Annotated in this window: 13 protein-coding genes and 2 rRNA genes; 13 read left to right on the forward strand and 2 right to left on the reverse strand. The window is 65.9% G+C overall.

Going from position 1 to position 19,206, the window contains the following annotated elements:
• The first annotated feature begins 8 nt into the window (after nucleotides 1–8).
• The 4 genes from E1P53_RS20270 (at nucleotide 9) to E1P53_RS20285 (ending at nucleotide 3,476) form a co-directional block, all read left to right on the forward strand.
• Nucleotides 9–929, forward strand: coding sequence for a F0F1 ATP synthase subunit gamma (locus E1P53_RS20270; protein WP_006901324.1), 921 nt, complete (start codon nucleotides 9–11; stop codon nucleotides 927–929).
• Nucleotides 930–992: 63 nt separating this feature from the next.
• Nucleotides 993–2,441: a F0F1 ATP synthase subunit beta gene (gene atpD / locus E1P53_RS20275; protein ID WP_006901325.1), complete on the forward strand. Its 1,449-nt coding sequence runs from the start codon at nucleotides 993–995 to the stop codon at nucleotides 2,439–2,441.
• Nucleotides 2,442–2,450: 9 nt separating this feature from the next.
• Nucleotides 2,451–2,831, forward strand: a complete 381-nt coding sequence (locus tag E1P53_RS20280; protein ID WP_006901326.1) for a F0F1 ATP synthase subunit epsilon — start codon at nucleotides 2,451–2,453, stop codon at nucleotides 2,829–2,831.
• Between the two features lie 204 nt (nucleotides 2,832–3,035).
• Nucleotides 3,036–3,476 carry a DUF2550 domain-containing protein gene (locus E1P53_RS20285; protein ID WP_006901327.1) on the forward strand — a complete coding sequence of 147 codons (441 nt, stop codon included), beginning with the start codon at nucleotides 3,036–3,038 and terminating at the stop codon, nucleotides 3,474–3,476.
• A 72-nt stretch (nucleotides 3,477–3,548) separates the two neighbouring features.
• Here E1P53_RS20285 and E1P53_RS20290 read toward each other — a convergent pair whose 3' ends face one another.
• Nucleotides 3,549–4,157 carry a cob(I)yrinic acid a,c-diamide adenosyltransferase gene (locus E1P53_RS20290; protein ID WP_109238900.1) on the reverse strand — a complete coding sequence of 203 codons (609 nt, stop codon included), beginning with the start codon at nucleotides 4,155–4,157 and terminating at the stop codon, nucleotides 3,549–3,551.
• Between the two features lie 56 nt (nucleotides 4,158–4,213).
• On the opposite strand from E1P53_RS20290, the gene murA reads away from it, so the two are divergent.
• The 7 genes from murA (at nucleotide 4,214) to E1P53_RS20325 (ending at nucleotide 12,970) form a co-directional block, all read left to right on the forward strand.
• A complete protein-coding gene (gene murA, locus E1P53_RS20295) occupies nucleotides 4,214–5,470 on the forward strand; it encodes a UDP-N-acetylglucosamine 1-carboxyvinyltransferase (RefSeq protein ID WP_131735315.1) in 1,257 nt (418 codons plus the stop codon).
• A gap of 175 nt (nucleotides 5,471–5,645) precedes the next feature.
• On the forward strand, nucleotides 5,646–6,917 hold the full coding sequence (mdo, locus tag E1P53_RS20300) for an NDMA-dependent methanol dehydrogenase (protein WP_006901330.1): 1,272 nt from the start codon (nucleotides 5,646–5,648) through the stop codon (nucleotides 6,915–6,917).
• 100 nt (nucleotides 6,918–7,017) lie between these two features.
• Nucleotides 7,018–8,121, forward strand: coding sequence for a MadB family AAA-type ATPase (locus E1P53_RS20305; protein WP_371831013.1), 1,104 nt, complete (start codon nucleotides 7,018–7,020; stop codon nucleotides 8,119–8,121).
• Nucleotides 8,118–9,665, forward strand: coding sequence for a MadC family VWA domain-containing protein (gene madC, locus E1P53_RS20310; RefSeq protein ID WP_181954867.1), 1,548 nt, complete (start codon nucleotides 8,118–8,120; stop codon nucleotides 9,663–9,665). Before E1P53_RS20305 ends, madC begins: the two co-directional genes overlap by 4 nt.
• 91 nt (nucleotides 9,666–9,756) lie before the next feature.
• Nucleotides 9,757–10,932: an iron-containing alcohol dehydrogenase gene (locus tag E1P53_RS20315; RefSeq protein ID WP_131735317.1), complete on the forward strand. Its 1,176-nt coding sequence runs from the start codon at nucleotides 9,757–9,759 to the stop codon at nucleotides 10,930–10,932.
• Nucleotides 10,932–12,287: a MadS family sensor histidine kinase gene (locus E1P53_RS20320; protein WP_006901334.1), complete on the forward strand. Its 1,356-nt coding sequence runs from the start codon at nucleotides 10,932–10,934 to the stop codon at nucleotides 12,285–12,287. Before E1P53_RS20315 ends, E1P53_RS20320 begins: the two co-directional genes overlap by 1 nt.
• Nucleotides 12,284–12,970 carry a MadR family response regulator transcription factor gene (locus E1P53_RS20325; RefSeq protein ID WP_109238903.1) on the forward strand — a complete coding sequence of 229 codons (687 nt, stop codon included), beginning with the start codon at nucleotides 12,284–12,286 and terminating at the stop codon, nucleotides 12,968–12,970. Before E1P53_RS20320 ends, E1P53_RS20325 begins: the two co-directional genes overlap by 4 nt.
• A gap of 1 nt (nucleotide 12,971) precedes the next feature.
• Here the strand turns inward: E1P53_RS20325 and mftM are convergent, their stop codons facing one another.
• Nucleotides 12,972–13,856, reverse strand: a complete 885-nt coding sequence (mftM, locus tag E1P53_RS20330; RefSeq protein ID WP_131735318.1) for a mycofactocin oligosaccharide methyltransferase MftM — start codon at nucleotides 13,854–13,856, stop codon at nucleotides 12,972–12,974.
• 730 nt (nucleotides 13,857–14,586) lie between these two features.
• Here mftM and E1P53_RS20335 point away from each other — a divergent pair.
• Nucleotides 14,587–16,110 (forward strand): 16S ribosomal RNA (locus E1P53_RS20335).
• Nucleotides 16,111–16,574: 464 nt separating this feature from the next.
• A 23S ribosomal RNA gene (locus tag E1P53_RS20340) occupies nucleotides 16,575–19,206 on the forward strand; the annotation flags it as partial.

The following is a 19,206-nucleotide window of genomic DNA, read 5'->3' on the forward strand; positions in this document are numbered from 1 at the left end:
GAGGGCTCATGGCCAGCATTCGTGAGCTGCGCTCACGCATCCGGTCGGTCCAGTCGACCAAGAAGATCACCAAGGCTCAGGAGCTGATCGCGACCTCGCGGATCACCAAGGCCCAGGCACGCGTCGCCGCGGCGAAGCCGTACGCGGAAGAGATGACGACCGTGCTCTCGGAGCTCGCGAGCAATGCGGGAACACTGGACAACCCGCTGCTGACCGAGCGCGAGAACCCCAAGCGCGCGGCGATCCTCGTGGTCACCAGCGATCGCGGTATGTGCGGTGGTTACAACGCGAACGTGCTCAAGGCGACCCGTGAACTCATCTCGCTGCTGCGCGAGGAGGGCAAGGAAGCCGTCCTGTTCGTGATGGGCCGTAAGGGCGTCGGGTTCTTCAACTTCCGTGGTCAGGAGATCGCGGACTCGTGGACGGGCTTCTCGGAGGCGCCGAAGTACACCGATGCGTCGACCGCGACCGAGTTCCTCGTGAACCTGTTCGTGGCCGGCTCGGGTACCGAGGTCGAGCGTCCGGGCGGCGACGGGACCCTCGAGGGCGTCGATGAACTGCACCTGGTGTACACGCGGTTCCAGTCGATGCTGTCGCAGGTCCCCGAGGTCCGTCGGGTGGCACCGCTGGTCGTGTCGGAGGACGACTCCGAGGACGAGAAGCCTTCGCGGAACTACACCTTCGAGCCGAACGCCGACACCCTGCTCGACGCTCTGCTGCCGAAGTACGTGGCCACGCGCGTCTACGCGGCTCTGCTGGATTCGGCTGCGTCCGAGTCTGCGGCCCGCCGCACCGCCATGAAGGCGGCGACCGACAACGCCGAGGAACTGGCCAAGACGCTCTCGCGCGAGGCCAACCAGCTCCGTCAGGCCCAGATCACCCAGGAAATCAGCGAGATCGTCGGCGGCTCGAGCGCCCTGGCGAACTAGCCGGATGCGCCACCACGACGACGAGACCCAAACTTCGAAATAAGAGGAAGTGACCCAAGCACCATGACCGCAGCAGTAGAAACCCCCTCCGCGAAGTCGGCGGGTTCCGCCGATGGGCGGGTTGTCCGCATCATCGGCCCCGTGGTCGATGTGGAGTTCCCGCGCGGCTCGATCCCCGAGCTGTTCAACGCCCTGCACACCGAGATCACGCTTCCCTCGGTCGCCAAGACGCTGACCCTCGAGGTTGCGCAGCACCTGGGCGACAACCTGGTGCGCACCATCTCGATGCAGCCGACCGACGGCCTGGTCCGTGGTGCCACGGTCACCGACACCGGCCGCTCGATCGTCGTGCCGGTCGGCGACGTCGTGAAGGGCCACGTCTTCAACGCCCTCGGCGACTGCCTGGACAGCCCGGGCCTGGGTCGTGACGGCGAGCAGTGGAGCATCCACCGCAAGCCGCCGGCCTTCGACGAGCTCGAGGGCAAGACCGAGATCCTCGAGACCGGCATCAAGGTCATCGACCTGCTGACCCCGTACGTGAAGGGCGGCAAGATCGGTCTGTTCGGCGGCGCGGGCGTCGGCAAGACCGTTCTGATCCAGGAGATGATCACCCGTATCGCGCGTGAGTTCTCCGGTACGTCGGTGTTCGCCGGCGTCGGTGAGCGCACCCGTGAGGGCACCGACCTGAAGCTCGAGATGGAGGAGATGGGCGTCCTCCAGGACACCGCCCTCGTCTTCGGCCAGATGGACGAGCCGCCGGGCACCCGTATGCGCGTGGCCCTCTCGGCGCTGACCATGGCGGAGTACTTCCGCGATGTGAAGCACCAGGACGTGCTGCTGTTCATCGACAACATCTTCCGCTTCACGCAGGCCGGTTCGGAGGTGTCGACCCTGCTCGGTCGTATGCCTTCGGCGGTGGGTTACCAGCCGACCCTCGCGGACGAGATGGGTGAGCTCCAGGAGCGCATCACCTCGACCAAGGGCCGCTCGATCACCTCGCTGCAGGCGATCTACGTGCCCGCCGACGACTACACCGACCCGGCGCCGGCGACCACCTTCGCGCACCTCGACGCGACCACCGAGCTCTCGCGTCCGATCTCGCAGCTGGGTATCTACCCGGCCGTGGACCCGCTGACCTCGACCTCGCGTATCCTCGAGGCCTCGATCGTGGGCGAGGAGCACTTCCGCGTCGCCAACGAGGTCAAGCGCATCCTGCAGAAGTACAAGGAGCTGCAGGACATCATCGCCATCCTCGGTATGGACGAGCTCTCCGAAGAGGACAAGGTCACCGTCGCCCGTGCGCGTCGTATCCAGAAGTTCCTCGGCCAGAACTTCCTCGTCGCCGAGAAGTTCACCGGCCAGAAGGGCTCGGTCGTGCCGCTCGCCGACACCATCGAGGCCTTCGACCGGGTCGCCAAGGGCGAGTTCGACCACCTGCCGGAGCAGGCGTTCAACAGCTGCGGTGGTCTCGACGACGTGGAGGCCGCCGCCGCCAAGATCGCCGGAAAGTAGCGGTAATCCATGGCTGAGAAGTCCTTCCACGTGGAGGTTGTCTCCGCGGACTCGCGCCTGTACTCCGGTGAGGCGACGTTCGTGATCGCGAAGACGACCGTCGGCGAGCTCGGTGTCCTCGCCAACCACGAGCCGCTCCTGGGCCAGCTGGTCCCGGGTGGCTTCGTGGTGATCGACGAGGAGAGCGGCACGCGTCGCGCGGCGGCCGTCGAGGGCGGATTCCTGTCCGTCACCGGCGATGCCGTGACGGTCCTCGCCGAGTCGGCCGAGTGGGCCGACAAGGTGGACGTCAACGCGGAGAAGCAGGCCCTCGAGCAGGCCGAGCCCGATACGCCCGAGTACCACCGTGCTCAGGCTCGTCTGGCTGCGGCGCAGTATCTTTCGAAGTAACACGCCGCCTCGCGCGGTATCGACCTCGGCCGGTCATCGGGATCACCCGGTGGCCGGCCGAGGTCGTTTCGCATCTGCAAGACGTCATCTGGCATGCTTGACCCCACAGCCCAAGTCCCCGCCTCCTGCGTCGCGGAAGCCCGCCGCCGGTGGATTCGTGTCGGTGCACCGTCGCCGGCCGGGGATCGCACGAAGGAGTAGGTGATGTCGCTGCCGGTCGTGTTGCTGAGCGTGCTGCTCGCCGTGGCCGTCATCCTGGGCGCGATGCTCGTCTTCCGCGTCGAGAAGCTCCGGCGTGCCGGCACCCCGATCCTGCTGCGCACCATCCCGGCCGCCGTCGACGAGGGGTGGCGGCACGGCACGGTTCACTACCGCGACGACTCGCTCCGCTACTACCGGCTCGCATCGCTGCGTCCGGGACCGAATGTGACGCTGCCGCGGCAGGGCATCGAGATCACCGGGCGCCGGCGGCCGGAGGGAACCGAGACAGAGATCCTCGAGGGGATGCAGATCCTGCAGGTGCACACGAAGGGACGCGGCGACGGCGCGTACGAACTCGCGATGGGCCCGGGAGCGGTCACCGCGTTCCAGTCGTGGGTCGAGTCACGCCAGTCGGAACGCTCCCAGCGGCGCCGCAGCGCCTGACCGATCGGCGCAGAGAACAGCCGGACCGTGAAAACGGTCCGGCTGCAGTGTTTTTCGTGGTCTCGATGCGGGTCAGGCGTCTTGCGGGCGCGGGCGGTTGCCGCCAGGAACCCACTTCACGTCGCCCGGGTTGCCGTCGGCGTCGCGGTTGGCGACGCGGGACAGGATGAACAGCAGATCCGAGAGCCGGTTGAGGTACTTCGCAGGCAGGACGCTCGTGTCGTCGGGATATGCGGCGACCGCGGCCCAGGCCGAGCGCTCCGCACGACGGACGACGGTGCGCGCCTGATGGAGGAAGGCGGCGAGGGGAGTGCCGCCGGGCAGGATGAACGAGTCGAGGGCAGGAAGATCGGCGCCGAAGGTGTCGCACCACCGTTCGAGGGCGTCGATGTAGTCCTGCTGGATGCGCAGGGGCGGGTACTTCGGGTTCTCGACGATCGGGCTGGAGAGATCCGCGCCCGCATCGAACAGGTCGTTCTGGATGGTGGCCAGCACGTTGCGGATGTCCTCGGGGACCTCGCCACCCAGGGCGAGGGCGAGCCCGATGGCCGCATTGGCCTCGTCGCAGTCGGCGTATGCGACGACGCGGGGATCGGTCTTGGGTACGCGGGAGTAGTCGCTGAGACCGGTGGTCCCGTCGTCTCCGGTGCGGGTGTAGATCCTGGTGAGGTGAACGGCCATGCGACGAATGTACTGCGTTGACCGGGCGTGGTGGGGCGGCGGCTAAGGTGGCATGCGTGAGCGATCGGTTTCTGGTGACGGGTGGTGCCCGGCTGTCCGGTGAGGTCTCGGTGGGAGGCGCCAAGAACAGCGTGCTGAAGCTGATGGCGGCGGCGCTCCTGGCCGAGGGCACCACGGTGCTGACCAACTCGCCGGAGATCGCCGACGTGCCGCTCATGGCGGAGGTGCTGCGCGGTCTCGGCGCGACCGTCGAGATGGAAGGCGACACGGTCACCATCACCTCGCCCGCCGAGCCGAAGTACCACGCCGACTTCGCGGCCGTGCGCCAGTTCCGCGCGTCGGTGTGCGTGCTCGGACCGCTGATGGCGCGCTGCCACCGCGCGGTGGTGGCGCTGCCGGGCGGCGACGCCATCGGTTCGCGACCGCTCGACATGCACCAGGCGGGTCTGCGTGCCCTGGGCGCGACGAGTTCGATCGAGCACGGCTGCGTGGTCGCCGCGGCCGACGCGCTCGTCGGCGCGCCGATCGCACTCGAGTTCCCCTCGGTCGGCGCCACCGAGAACATCCTGATGGCCGCCGTCCTCGCCGAGGGGCAGACGACGATCGACAACGCTGCGCGGGAACCGGAGATCGTCGATCTCTGCGAGATGCTGCAGCAGATGGGCGCGCAGATCGAGGGGGCGGGCACCTCGACCCTGACCGTGATCGGTGTCGAGCGCCTCCATCCGACCACCCACCGTGTCGTCGGCGACCGCATCGTCGGTGCGACGTGGGGCATCGCCGCCGCCATGACCCGCGGAGACGTCACCGTCCACGGCGTGCAGCCCGAACACCTGCAGCTCGTGCTGAACAAGCTCGTCGACACCGGAGCCCGGGTCGACACCTTCGACGACGGATTCCGGGTCCGCCACGACCGCCGGCCGGTCGCGGTGAACGTCTCGACCCTTCCGTTCCCCGGCTTCCCGACCGACCTGCAGCCGATGGCGATCGCGCTCGCCTCGATCTCCGAGGGCATGTCGCTGGTCACCGAGAACGTTTTCGAGGCTCGCTTCCGGTTCGTCGAGGAGATGGTGCGCCTCGGCGCCGACGCCCGCACCGACGGGCACCACGCGGTGATCCGCGGCATCGAACGTCTGTCGAGTGCCCCGGTGTGGTGCTCCGACATCCGCGCCGGCGCGGGTTTGGTGCTCGCCGGCCTGGTGGCCGACGGCGTCACCGAGGTGCACGACGTCGAACACATCGATCGCGGCTACCCGCACTTCGTGGAGATCCTGCGCAGCCTCGGCGGCGAGATCGAGCGTGTGAGCGACTGATTCGCGCATCGGCCGGGTGCGTCGTCGGCCACGGATACCTGTCCGATCGGACAGGTACCACCCCCGTCCGGTCGGGTCGACGTTGCCCGCCGACGGTCAGGACCCCTTGTGGCCGTTGTGATCTGGGCGACATTCTCGTTGTGGCAGACCCGAACGTCACAAGGAGATCATCCCCATGGCCATTGAGCTGAACCAGATCTGGGACTTCCCCATCAAGGAGTTCCACCCGTTCCCGAAGGCGAAGCTGGGCGTCGGAGCGCACGACATGCTGGGCGTCGAGGCCAAGGAACTCGGCATGACCCGAGTCCTGCTGATGACCACCGGCCTGCGCGGCTCGGGCATCATCGAGGAGCTCGTCGGCAAGATCGAGTACCAGGGCGTCGACGTGGTGCTCTACGACCAGGTGGAGTCCAACCCCAAGGACTACAACGTCATGGACGCCGCCGCGCTCTACCAGTCGGAGAAGTGCGACGGCATCATCTCGGTCGGCGGCGGCTCCAGCCATGACGCAGCCAAGGGCGCGCGCATGGTGATCGCGCACGACGGCCGCAACATCAACGAGTTCGAGGGCTTCTCGAAGGCGACCAACAAGGAGAACCCCAAGCACATCGCGGTCTCGACCACGGCCGGCACCGGCTCGGAGACCTCGTGGGCCTACGTCATCACCGACACCTCGGACATGAACAACCCGCACAAGTGGGTGGCCTTCGACGACACCTGTCTCGTCGACCTGGCCATGGACGATCCGCTGCTCTACTACTCGTGCCCCGAGCACTTCACCGCGTTCTGCGGTTTCGACGTGCTCGCCCACGCGAGTGAGCCGTACGTGTCCCGGCTCGACTTCGCGCCCTCGCTCGGCAACGCCAAGTACTCGATCGAGCTGATCGCCAAGCACCTGCGGACCGCGGTGTACGACCCGCGGAACCTCGAGGCGCGCACCGGGATGATGTACGCGCAGTACATCTCCGCGCAGGCGTTCAACTCCGGCGGCCTGGGTCTGGTCCACAGCCTCTCGCACGCGGTCAGCGCGTTCTACGACAGCCACCACGGCCTCAACAACGCCATCGCCCTGCCGCGTGTGTGGGAGTACAACCTGCCCTCCCGCTTCGAGCGCTACGCCGAGATCGCCGCCCTGATGGGCGTCGACACCTCGAAGATGACCACCGTCCAGGCGGCCGACGCCGCGGTCGAGGAGGCCATCCGCCTGTCCAAGGACCTCGGCATCCCGGACAACTTCGGCCAGCTGCGGGTCGACAGCTACGAGAAGAACCGGATGAACACCGGCAAGTACGAGGGCCGAGGCGAGGGAATCGACACCTCCGAGAAGCAGATCCGCGCGATCGCCGAGCACATGATGGGCGACTGGTGCACCCCGGGCAACCCGCGTGAGTCCACCGTCGAGTCGCTGATCCCGATGGTCACGCACGCCTTCACCGGCAGCTACTGACCCTGGGAGTCAGCTACCGGTTTCCCAGCCGATCCCGTGCCCGCCGCCATCCCCGGCACGGGATCGGCTCTCCCATCCGAACCATCATGGAAGGTCACCGATGTCGATGACGTACATCCCCACCGAGCCGGCGCCCGGAACCGACGACGGCACATACCGTTTCGAGTCGGTGGAGGAACTGTCGACGGCGTTGTCCGGGCAGGGGTACCTCATCGGTCCCGAGCTGGCCGTCGTCGTGCATCTCGCGACGCTTCTGGACCGCCCCCTGTTGCTCGAGGGGCCCGCCGGCGTGGGCAAGACCGAGCTCGCCAAGGCCCTCGCCGCGGCCTCGGGCCGCGAGCTGATCCGCCTGCAGTGCTACGAGGGGCTCGACGACTCGCGCGCCCTCTACGAGTGGGACTACGCCCGCCAGCTGCTGCACGTGCAGATGCTGCGCGACCGGATCAGCGCCGAGCTGGCCGCGGAGACGACACTTTCGGCGGCGTCTGCGGCACTGGCCCGCACCGACGTCGGCGTGTACACCGAGGACTTCCTGGTGGCCCGGCCGCTGCTCGCCGCGATCACCTCGACGACCCCGACCGTCCTCCTCGTCGACGAGATCGACCGGACCGACGAGGCGATGGAGGCGGTGATGCTCGAGGTGCTCGCCGAACGGCAGGTCTCGGTGCCCGAGCTCGGGACCTTCACCGCGCGTTCGTCGCCGTGGGTGATCCTCACCTCCAACGACACCCGGGAGCTGTCGCCGGCCCTCAAGCGGCGGTGCCTGCACTTCCAGGTCGACTATCCGGACCCGGAGACCGAACGCGCGATCGTCGCGGTTCGGGCGCCTGAGGTCGAGGACCGGGTGATCGCCGAGGTCGTCGACCTGGCCCGCCGCCTGCGCGATCTCCCGTTGCGCAAGAGCCCGTCCATCGCCGAGGTCATCGACGCGGCCCGCGCGGCGTCGTATCTGAAGTCCACCGGGGCAGGCGAGGGCAGCGGGCCCGACGCGACGGACCCGGCGCTGCTGTCGCTGCTGGTCAAGTTCGGGACCGACCTCGATCTCGCACGCGGGGCTCTCACCCGCGCCGCGGCCCCGGCCACACCGGGAGCGGCCGAACACACCGAGATCGGGGTCGACGGCACCACGCCCCAGGGCTCGGTCACCGCTCGTGCCTTCGGTGCGGGACGAGCCCGCAGCGCGGGGACCCGCGCGAGCCGATGACCGCCATGACATCCCGCGTCGGCACGGTGCGCGAAACGCGCCGCGTCGAGATCCTCGACCTGATGTCCGTGCTGTTCGGCCGGACACTGCGGGCGGCGGGGGTGGCGGCCTCGCCGGCCGAGGTCATCGAGGTGCGGCGGACCCTGGCGATCGTCGGCGCCGCCGACCTCGCGCTGCTGCGCGCCGCGCTGCGGAGCGTGTGCGTCAAATACGCCTACGAGGCAGCGCCTTTCGACCGCGCCTTCGACTTCTTCTTCGGTGCGGCCGAGGACCCCGGCGGGCCGGAGGACCTGCCGCGGCCGCGCGGCGTCGCCGCCGACCTCCCCGACGAGGTGGTGTGGGACGAGGAGTTCGAGGGCGCCGCGCGCCGGATCGGAGCCGACGAGCACACCGACGAGATCGGGCATCTCATGGAGGCCGATCCGGATGCCGGGGAGCGGCACGGCGAGAGCGCGCACCGGGAGGAGAACGACTTCACCGTCTCCGCCGGTGCCGAGCAACTCGGTGTCGACCCCGACAGCGGGGCGGTGAGTGGGGGAGTGACCTACACCGTCGAGCTCGATTCGGCGGACTCGGCGACGGTCGGCGAACTCACCGGTGCCGCGATGCGGGTGCAGAGCAAGCCCCTCGGGTTGTCGGGCGCCGCGGCGATCCTCGCGGCCCTCGACGCCTACGACCCTCGGCGTGCCTACGGCGCGGACGGCAACGCCGACCTCGACGACGTCCGCCGTCGCGAACTCGAGTCGGCGCTGGCCGCGTTCGTCGACGCCTTCGCCGAGCGACTCGACGCGGCCGGCCTGGCGGACGGCACCCCCGAGCGCACGACGTCGGTCACCACCGACCAGGCCGACATCGACCGGGCCTGTCACCGCCTGATCCAGCGGATGCGCGGAGCCCCGCGGCGGGTCATCCGCCCAGGCGACCGGGGCACTCTCGACATCCGCGCCACCCTGCGTGCGGCTGTCGCCACCGACGGAGTGCCGGCGCAGTTGTGGCGCCGTCGCCCGCGGCCCGGTCCGGTCCGCCTGCTGGTGCTGGTCGACGTCTCGCTGTCGGTGCGGCCGGTGACCGGGTTCATCCTGCGTCTGGCCCAGACCCTGCACCGATACGGCGACCGGTGCGAGGTCATCGCCTTCGTCGACCGTCCCGTGCGGGTCACCACCGCGCTGCGGGCCGGTTCCGCCGACGCGGCGCTGGCCGCCGTGCTCGCGGCCGACGGTCTCGACCTTGCGGCGAGCAGCGACTACGGCCGGATGCTGTCCGGACTGCTCGGCGAGTTCGGGGACCTGATCTCCTCGCGCACCTCCGTCCTCGTCGTGGGCGACGCCCGCAGCAACGGGTTCGAGCCCCGGGTCGACCTCGTCGCCGAGATCGCCCGACGAGCCCACCGTCTCGCGTGGGTGACGCCCGAGCCCGCGAGGTACTGGACGCAGGCCGGTTGCGCGATGGCCGACTACGCCGAGCACTGTTCCGGTGTCGTCAGCGTCCGCGACGGCGCGGAGATGCTGGCACGCTGCGACGAACTCGGTGCGGCCCTGCGGTGAGGTGAGTAGCGTCGGGTTACCGCGGTGTGCGCCCCCATCGGGTGGCGGTGCACGGCATGACGTGATGGTGACGGTGGTGACGGAGGAATAGATGCAGGGTGGCGCACGTCGGCGCGGGGCCGGACAGGTCGCCAAGTTCCACGCGCCCGAGATCGTGCTCGGCCCCGGCGCATTCGACGAGGTGGGCCCGGCCACCGCGGGTCTCGGGATGCGTCGCCCGCTCGTGGTGAGCGACCGGTGCCTGCAGCAGACCCCGTGGTTCGGCATGCTTCTCGAGCGGCTGGCCGGCGCGGGCCTCGAAGCCGCGTCGTATGTCGACGTGTCACCCAACCCGCGTGCCGGTGAGGTCGCCTCGGCGTTCGACGCCTACAAGGCACACGACGCCGACGGCCTCGTCGCGCTCGGCGGCGGCTCGGTGATCGACGCGGCCAAGGGGGTCGCCGTCCTCGCGTCCAACGGCGGCCACATCCTGGAGTACGAGGGCATCGACCGGGCACGACTGCCCCTGCCGCCGCTCGTCGCCGTGCCGACCACCGCGGGCAGCGGCGCGGACGTGTCCCAGTTCTGCATCGTCAACGACGCCGCCCGGCGCACCAAGGTCACGATCATCGGGCGTTCCCTGGTCCCGGACCTGTCGGTGAGCGATCCGACGCTGCTGTCCACGGTGCCGCCGGAGGTGACCGCGCAGGTCGGGATGGACGTGCTGACCCATTGCGTCGAGGCCTACGTCTCGCTGGCACACGGTGCGATGACCGATTCGCTTGCGCTGGAGTCGATCCGATCGGTGTGGACCCACCTCGAACGGCTGGTCGACGATCCCGCCGACGAGGTGGCCGCCAACGAGATGTCCCTCGCCTCGCTGCGGGCCGGGATGGCGTTCACCAACGCGATCCTGGGTGCCACGCACGCCATGAGCCATCCCGTCGGCGGCCACTGCGACGCCCCGCACGGCGCGATCAACGCGGTCCTGCTGCCCCACGTCATCCGCTACAACGCCGAGGTGTGCGCGGACGGTTTCGTCGATCTCGCCGAGGCGATCGGCGTGCCCGCCGACGGCGACGCGCGAACCGTGGCCGACCGCCTCGCCGATGCGGTCTCCGGGCTCGGGGCCCGGGTGGGGATGCCGGAGTCGTTGCAGCCCTTGGGCGTTCGCTCCGAGGATCTGGACCGCCTGACCACCCACGCCCTCGCCGACTCCTGTATGACGACCAACCCGCGCCGGCCCGAGTCCGCCGCGATCCGCGACCTGTATGCGGCGGCGCTCTGATGACCGGTCCGCTCTCTCGTCCCGACCCCGGGGAACGTCCCGACCGGGCGGACCTCGACAGCCTGGTCGGCCTGCGCAGCGTCAAGGGGCGCCATTACGCGCAGTACCGCGGGGTGGAGGCGCGGCTGGGGCGCGTGGTGGCGGCTCTCGAGCGGATCTCGCGGGCGCTGGTCCGGACCGCCGAGGGACCCGAGGCGCTGGTGGTCGCAGTGGTGCAGGCGGTGCGCGAACACCTCGGCGCCGAGTGGGTGGTGTTCGGGCTCGCCGACGGTCGGCTGGAGCGCTCGGCTCCCCGGCATCTGATCAGCTCGGGCAGCGGGCGACTGTACGCCTTCGAGGGCGCATCGGTCGCCGAGCCGCCCATCGGTCTGCCCGACGAGGTGCTCAACCGCCTCAACGACATCCTGCGCGGACACGAGCCCGTGCTCGAGCGGCCGATCCTCACCGAGGACCATGTGCACGTCCCGGTCGAACTGGACGGCCACGTGGTCGGCGGGCTCTCGGCCTGGACGTCGTCCGACCGCGGGGTCGATCCCACCGACCTCGTCGTCCTCCGCATCCTGGCGAGTCAGGCGATCGTCGCCCTGCTCAACGCGGAGCTGTTCTCCGAGACGAACCGCCACGCGGCGGAACTGGCTGCGCGCAACGAGGAACTCGAACGCACGCAACGCGAGCTGTCGGCGGCCATGCGGGCCACCCTCCTCAACGAGGAGCGCTCCCGGATCGCCCGCGAGCTGCACGACTCGGTGACGCAGTCGGTGCTGTCGGCGGGTGTGCAGATCGAACTGTGCCGGGGCCTGGTGGACGGCCCCGCGCTCGACCGGCTCGAGATGGCCGGACGCCTGACGAAAGAGGCGGTCGAACAGCTCCGGTCGTTCATCTACGCGCTCAACAACGCCACCAGTGCGCCGTCGCCCAGCGTGCGCGAGGTCCTGACCGAACTCTGTTCCCTGCACATGCCGCCGGACCTCACGACGGCGGTCCACATCCGCGGGCGGTCGCGCGAACTGGCCGACGACGTGCAGCACGCCCTGTTGCGGATCGCCGGCGAGGCACTGTTCAACGCGGCCATCCACGCGCGGGCCACCGAGGTCGTCGTGACCCTCACCTACGCACCCGACCGGGTGTCGCTGGCGGTCGACGACGACGGCGTCGGTGATCCCGACCACCTGCGGCGCGTCTTGCGGACCGCCACCCTCGGGGATCTCGCCGCCGGCCGGCACCGGGGACTGGCCAACATGTCCTCCCGTGCCGCCGAGCTCGGCGGGGAGTTGCGAATCCGCAGGTCGCGCTCGGGGGGTATACGCGTGGCGGCCACCCTGCCGACCCCGGAACAGACGAGGGAGTTCTCGTGAGTCCTGACACGACGACACCGAAGCGTGTCCATGGCGGGCGCGCCGCACGACCGATCCGGACGCTGCTGGTCGACGACCATGCCCTCCTCCGGGAGGGCATGCGATCACTTCTCGAGCGCGAGGACGTGGTCGAGGTGGTCGGCGAGGCCGGCTCGCACGACGCGGCGCTGGCCGAGGTGAACGCGTGCCGGCCCGACGTCGTGGTCGTCGACCTCAAACTGTCCGCGGGTACGGAATACGAGGGACTGCGCCTGATCAAGGACATCTCGCAGCGGCACCCCGAGGTGGCGTCGCTGGTGCTCACCACCTTCCTCGACGACGACCTCGTCGTCCGCGCGGTGCGTGCCGGAGCGCGTGGATATGTGGTGAAGGATGTCGACACCACGGAACTGGTCCGGGCGATCCAGGCGGTGTCCACCGGAGGCAGCGCGTTCGATCCGCGCAGCGCGGCGGTGGTGCTGCGCACCGTGTCGGGGGAGTCCGAGACCACCGAGACCCTCAGCGACCGGGAGCGGGAGGTGCTGCGACTGCTGGCGGACGGGATGTCCAACAAGCGGATCGGGGAGACCCTCTACATCTCCGAGTCGACGGTCAAGTTCCACATCCGCAATATCATCCGAAAGCTCGGCGTCTCCAAGCGCACCGATGCCGTGTACATCGCGAGCAAGCGCGGGTTGATCTGACTCAGGCCGGGGTCAGCACCAGCCAGCCGCCGTGGTCGGTGAACACCTCCGCACCTCCGTGGGTGACGCGCTCGGCCCATCGGCGCAGATCGTCCTCGGTGAGTCGCAGCCGATGACCGAAGTGCGGGCTCGGGATCTCCTCGAACGGCACGGCGACGACGACGCGGCGCCGTGCGACGCGAAGAGCCTCGGTGATCGCGGTGAGGGCCGCTGGTTCGTCGAGGTGCTCGAGCAGATGGATCAGCGACACGGTGTCGACGGAGTTCGCGTCGTGGGGGAGGCGGGTCGCATCGCCGACTCTCGCCTCGACCGGCAGTCCGAGCCGGCGCGATGCACGGGAGAGCAGGGAGACGGCCCCTTCGGAGATGTCGCACGCGGAGACCCGCAGGCCGTCACGCGCGCACGCGAGAGCGAAGAATCCGAAGCACGATCCGACCTCCAGCAGGCTGTCGCCGGCGACGAGGGAACGGGCCCGGTGGTGAACTGGTGCGAAAGCCGAAGTGCCGGAGCGCAGTTCACGCAGGGAGTTGTCGTAGAACGCTGCCCAGGCATCGGCCGACGTGCCCGCCGAACCGCGGATGATGTCCACCGCCGCGGACTCGAACTGTTCCTGACCGCTCAACACCCCGGCCTCGACCAGCCCGACGAGACCGTCGACGACCGTGGCGTCCGAGACCGTCTGCTCGTCGAAGGGATGGACGATCTGGACGACGCCGGCCACCCGCCGCCAGGAGAGCAGGCCGCATCGCGTGAATCCGCTGGGTACGAAGGGGAATCGGAGCACGACCGGATTGCGGCGACGCCGGCGACGGCGGGGCTCCGGTGTGGGGGAGAGCGGAGCCATCGCGGCCGGGGCGTGGGATGAGGTCAGGTCCGTGGCGGTCATGTATCGACCGTAAGAACGCTCTGACCTGCGCATAACTGCCCAAGAGGGGATGACGACCTGTCCGAAAGGACGGTTTGCGGCGCACGTCACATTCACCGATTCGGCGGAAAACCGCGTTCGACACTGCGATTGGCGTGCGAGCGAGGCCCCGTGACCTGCGACGATGTGCAAAACTGACCGCCGTGACCTGGGGATTTGACCCAGGCTTTGCATCTGCGTAACTTATTCCCAGTCAGCGCGCCACGGCGCCGCCCCGGAGGGCCCGGTGAGGGTTTGGTTCGGGGAGTGGAGACCGGGTTCGAGCTGACCGCTCCTGATCTTCTGGTTCGAGACCTGTTGTGTTTCGGCTGGGTGGGTTGGGGTTGCCGGACTTCCTTACTGTGCAGATCCACGGATTTGCGGGGTGGGGATCGGGTCTGGTAGGCTGGAAGAGTTGCCCCGGAGACGGGGTGAGCGTCTGAAGGTCTGAACCGAGCCGGCTGGTGAAAGCCCTGTGATGGGGTGAGTATCTGGTGGGTGTGTGTTCTTTGAGAACTCGATAGTGTGATGATGAATTGTCTGATGCCGTTTTTGGCATCGAGCATTCTTTACGAATGTTGATGTATTTTTTGTTCATGTCATCTGGCCCCGTCTGGGTGGCGTGAGCTGGTTTTTGGATTGGTCAGGTTTTCTTTCCTGGTCTTCTAGTGTTGAAACGCCGGCTCTTGTGGGTTGGTTGTTTTGCTAGGTTTTCATGGAGAGTTTGATCCTGGCTCAGGACGAACGCTGGCGGCGTGCTTAACACATGCAAGTCGAACGGAAAGGCCCAGCTTGCTGGGTACTCGAGTGGCGAACGGGTGAGTAACACGTGGGTGATCTGCCCTGGACTCTGGGATAAGCCTGGGAAACTGGGTCTAATACCGGATATTCACTTTCTCTCGCATGGGGGTTGGTGGAAAGCTTTTGCGGTTCAGGATGGGCCCGCGGCCTATCAGCTTGTTGGTGGGGTAATGGCCTACCAAGGCGACGACGGGTAGCCGACCTGAGAGGGTGATCGGCCACACTGGGACTGAGACACGGCCCAGACTCCTACGGGAGGCAGCAGTGGGGAATATTGCACAATGGGCGCAAGCCTGATGCAGCGACGCCGCGTGAGGGATGACGGCCTTCGGGTTGTAAACCTCTTTCACCAGGGACGAAGCGTGAGTGACGGTACCTGGAGAAGAAGCACCGGCCAACTACGTGCCAGCAGCCGCGGTAATACGTAGGGTGCGAGCGTTGTCCGGAATTACTGGGCGTAAAGAGCTCGTAGGCGGTTTGTCGCGTCGTCTGTGAAATTCTGCAACTCAATTGTAGGCGTGCAGGCGATACGGGCAGACTTGAGTACTACAGGGGAGACTGGAATTCCTGGTGTAGCGGTGAAATGCGCAGATATCAGGAGGAACACCGGTGGCGAAGGCGGGTCTCTGGGTAGTAACTGACGCTGAGGAGCGAAAGCGTGGGGAGCGAACAGGATTAGATACCCTGGTAGTCCACGCCGTAAACGGTGGGTACTAGGTGTGGGACTCTTTTCACGGGTTCCGTGCCGTAGCTAACGCATTAAGTACCCCGCCTGGGGAGTACGGCCGCAAGGCTAAAACTCAAAGGAATTGACGGGGGCCCGCACAAGCGGCGGAGCATGTGGATTAATTCGATGCAACGCGAAGAACCTTACCTGGGTTTGACATCTACCGGACCGCTCCAGAGATGGGGCTTCCCTTGTGGCTGGTAGACAGGTGGTGCATGGCTGTCGTCAGCTCGTGTCGTGAGATGTTGGGTTAAGTCCCGCAACGAGCGCAACCCTTGTCCTGTATTGCCAGCGCGTAATGGCGGGGACTTGCAGGAGACTGCCGGGGTCAACTCGGAGGAAGGTGGGGATGACGTCAAGTCATCATGCCCCTTATGTCCAGGGCTTCACACATGCTACAATGGCTGGTACAGAGGGCTGCGATACCGTGAGGTGGAGCGAATCCCTTAAAGCCAGTCTCAGTTCGGATTGGGGTCTGCAACTCGACCCCATGAAGTCGGAGTCGCTAGTAATCGCAGATCAGCAACGCTGCGGTGAATACGTTCCCGGGCCTTGTACACACCGCCCGTCACGTCATGAAAGTCGGTAACACCCGAAGCCGGTGGCCTAACCCCTTGTGGGAGGGAGCTGTCGAAGGTGGGATCGGCGATTGGGACGAAGTCGTAACAAGGTAGCCGTACCGGAAGGTGCGGCTGGATCACCTCCTTTCTAAGGAGCACACAACATCACACGTTTCTGCCGGCGTATGTCTGTGCGGCGTGTGTGTGTTCGAGGGTGAAACATCAGACACAGCCTGTGGGTTTCGTCGCCTGACGAAACATCTGGGTTGCCGCTGAGGTCGTGAGGCCGGCGGGTTGATCGTCACACTATCGGGGTTCTGAGGGAACACACGTTTTCCTCTGAGCTGCAGATCGGGTGTGTGTCGGTGAGGTGTCCTGTGGTGGGGCGCGGAGGCATGCAGCTGGGTGCGGTGTGTGTTGTTTGAGAAGTGCATAGTGGATGCGAGCATCTTTATTTCGCGCCGGCAAGGCTGGCGGCCCCTTGTGGGGGTGGCTGGTGTTGTTGGTGTGTGATTGAGCAGAAAACTTTTGAGTTTTTGGTGATGTCTACATTCGATCCTCGTGTGCAGGGCCCTTTGTGGTTCTGTGTGTGGGGGTTGTTTGTAGGTGTTGTTGTAAGTGTGTAAGGGCGTTCGGTGGATGCCTTGGTACCAGGAGCCGATGAAGGACGTGGTAGGCCGCGATAGTCCTCGGGGAGTTGTCAAACGAGCTGTGATCCGAGGGTGTCCGAATGGGGAAACCCAGCACGAGTGATGTCGTGTTACCACCAGCTGAATGTATAGGCTGTGTGGGGGGAACGTGGGGAAGTGAAACATCTCAGTACCCATAGGAAGAGAAAACAATAGTGATTCCGTGAGTAGTGGCGAGCGAAAGCGGAGGAGGCTAAACCATGCGCATGTGATACCGGGTAGGGGTTGTGCGTGTGGGGTTGTGGGGTTCATCTTCTTCCATCTACCTGTGGAAGCGTGAGTCAGAAAACTGTGTGTTAGGTGAAGTGGCCTGGAATGGTCTGCCGTAGACGGTGAGAGTCCGGTAGCTGAAAGCACATGGTCTTGCGTGATGTTCTCCCAAGTAGCAGCGGGCTCGTGGAATCTGCTGTGAATCTGCCGGGACCACCCGGTAAGCCTGAATACTTCCTGGTGACCGATAGCGGACTAGTACCGTGAGGGAAAGGTGAAAAGTACCCCGGGAGGGGAGTGAAATAGTACCTGAAACCGGACGCTTACAATCCGTCAGAGCCTGTGCCTCCTTTGGAGGGTGGGTGATGGCGTGCCTTTTGAAGAATGAGCCTGCGAGTTAGTGCTCGGTGGCGAGGTTAACCCGTGTGGGGTAGCCGTAGCGAAAGCGAGTCTGAATAGGGCGTTTGAGTCGCCGGGTCTAGACCCGAAGCGGAGTGATCTACCCATGGCCAGGGTGAAGCGACGGTAAGACGTCGTGGAGGCCCGAACCCACTTCAGTTGAAAATGGAGGGGATGAGCTGTGGGTAGGGGTGAAAGGCCAATCAAACTCCGTGATAGCTGGTTCTCCCCGAAATGCATTTAGGTGCAGCGTCACATGTTTCTTACCGGAGGTAGAGCTACTGGATGGCCGATGGGCCCCACAGGGTTACTGACGTCAGCCAAACTCCGAATGCCGGTAAGTGAGAGTGTGGCAGTGAGACTGCGGGCGATAAGGTTCGTAGTCGAGAGGGAAACAACCCAGATCGCCGGCTAAGGCCCCTAAGCGTGTACTAAGTGGAAAAGGATGTGGGGTCGCGAAGACAACCAGGAGGTTGGCTTAGAAGCAGCCACCCTTGAAAGAGTGCGTAATAGCTCACTGGTCAAGTGGTCCTGCGCCGACAATGTAGCGGGGCTCAAGTACACCGCCGAAGCCGCGGCACTCACACGTTAGCTTGTCGGTTCTCTACGGAGGGCCGGCCAGGTGTGTGGGTGGGTAGGGGAGCGTCCTGCATCCGTGGAAGCCACAGAGTGATCTAGTGGTGGAGGGTGTGGGAGTGAGAATGCAGGCATGAGTAGCGAAAGCAGAGTGAGAAACTCTGCCGCCGGATGACCAAGGGTTCCTGGGCCAGGCTAATCCGCCCAGGGTGAGTCGGGACCTAAGGCGAGGCCGACAGGCGTAGTCGATGGACAACGGGTTGATATTCCCGTACCCGTGTATCCGCGCCCATGCTGAATCAGTTGTACTAACCATCCAGATCCTTTCCGAGGCGCCTTCGGGTGCCCGGTGGGGTGATGCGTGGGACCTCGGCTGGTAGTAGGCAAGCGATGGGTGACGCAGGAAGGTAGTGGGGCCAGTTAGTGGTTGTACTGGTGTAAGCCTGTAGGGCGAGGCATAGGCAAATCCGTGTCTCGTGATGCCTGAGAGGTGATGCGTAGCCGTTGAGGCGAATTCCATGATCCTATGCTGCCGAGAAAAGCCTCTAGCGAGTTGGTACACGGCCCGTACCCCAAACCGACACAGGTGGTCAGGTAGAGAATACTAAGGCGATCGAGATAACTGTGGTTAAGGAACTCGGCAAAATGCCCCCGTAACTTCGGGAGAAGGGGACCCAGGCTGGTGAACACCCTTGCGGTGGGAGCTGGTGTGGGTCGCAGAGACCAGAGAGAAGCGACTGTTTACTAAAAACACAGGTCCGTGCGAAGTCGTAAGACGATGTATACGGACTGACGCCTGCCCGGTGCTGGAAGGTTAAGAGGACCGGTTAGTGGATTCGTCCGCGAAGCTGAGAATTTAAGCCCCAGTAAACGGCGGTGGTAACTATAACCATCCTAAGGTAGCGAAATTCCTTGTCGGGTAAGTTCCGACCTGCACGAATGGCGTAACGACTTCTCTGCTGTCTCAACCACAGACTCGGCGAAATTGCAGTACGAGTAAAGATGCTCGTTACGCGCGGCAGGACGAAAAGACCCCGGGACCTTCACTATAGCTTGGTATTGGTGTTCGGTACGGTTTGTGTAGGATAGGTGGGAGACTGTGAAGCCGGCACGCCAGTGTTGGTGGAGTCGTTGTTGAAATACCACTCTGATCGTATTGGACTTCTAACCTCGGACCCTGATCGGGTTCAGGGACAGTGCCTGGTGGGTAGTTTAACTGGGGCGGTTGCCTCCTAAAAGGTAACGGAGGCGCCCAAAGGTTCCCTCAGCCTGGTGGCAATCAGGTGTTGAGTGTAAGTGCACAAGGGAGCTTGACTGTGAGACGTACATGTCGAGCAGGGACGAAAGTCGGGACTAGTGATCCGGCACCG

The sequence above is a fragment of the Gordonia paraffinivorans genome, from assembly GCF_900683595.1.
GTDB lineage: Bacteria > Actinomycetota > Actinomycetes > Mycobacteriales > Mycobacteriaceae > Gordonia > Gordonia paraffinivorans.

Bases quoted from the DNA above. Each gene is read 5' to 3' on its own strand.
- mftM (WP_131735318.1), bottom strand. From the start codon at position 13,856: ATGACCGCCACGGACCTGACCTCATCCCACGCCCCGGCCGCGATGGCT.
- E1P53_RS20290 (WP_109238900.1), bottom strand. From the start codon at position 4,157: ATGGCCGTTCACCTCACCAGGATCTACACCCGCACCGGAGACGACGGG.
- E1P53_RS20320 (WP_006901334.1), top strand. From the start codon at position 10,932: ATGACCGGTCCGCTCTCTCGTCCCGACCCCGGGGAACGTCCCGACCGG.
- E1P53_RS20270 (WP_006901324.1), top strand. From the start codon at position 9: ATGGCCAGCATTCGTGAGCTGCGCTCACGCATCCGGTCGGTCCAGTCG.
- E1P53_RS20285 (WP_006901327.1), top strand. From the start codon at position 3,036: ATGTCGCTGCCGGTCGTGTTGCTGAGCGTGCTGCTCGCCGTGGCCGTC.
- madC (WP_181954867.1), top strand. From the start codon at position 8,118: ATGACCGCCATGACATCCCGCGTCGGCACGGTGCGCGAAACGCGCCGC.
- atpD (WP_006901325.1), top strand. From the start codon at position 993: ATGACCGCAGCAGTAGAAACCCCCTCCGCGAAGTCGGCGGGTTCCGCC.
- mdo (WP_006901330.1), top strand. From the start codon at position 5,646: ATGGCCATTGAGCTGAACCAGATCTGGGACTTCCCCATCAAGGAGTTC.
- E1P53_RS20280 (WP_006901326.1), top strand. From the start codon at position 2,451: ATGGCTGAGAAGTCCTTCCACGTGGAGGTTGTCTCCGCGGACTCGCGC.
- E1P53_RS20305 (WP_371831013.1), top strand. From the start codon at position 7,018: ATGTCGATGACGTACATCCCCACCGAGCCGGCGCCCGGAACCGACGAC.
- E1P53_RS20315 (WP_131735317.1), top strand. From the start codon at position 9,757: ATGCAGGGTGGCGCACGTCGGCGCGGGGCCGGACAGGTCGCCAAGTTC.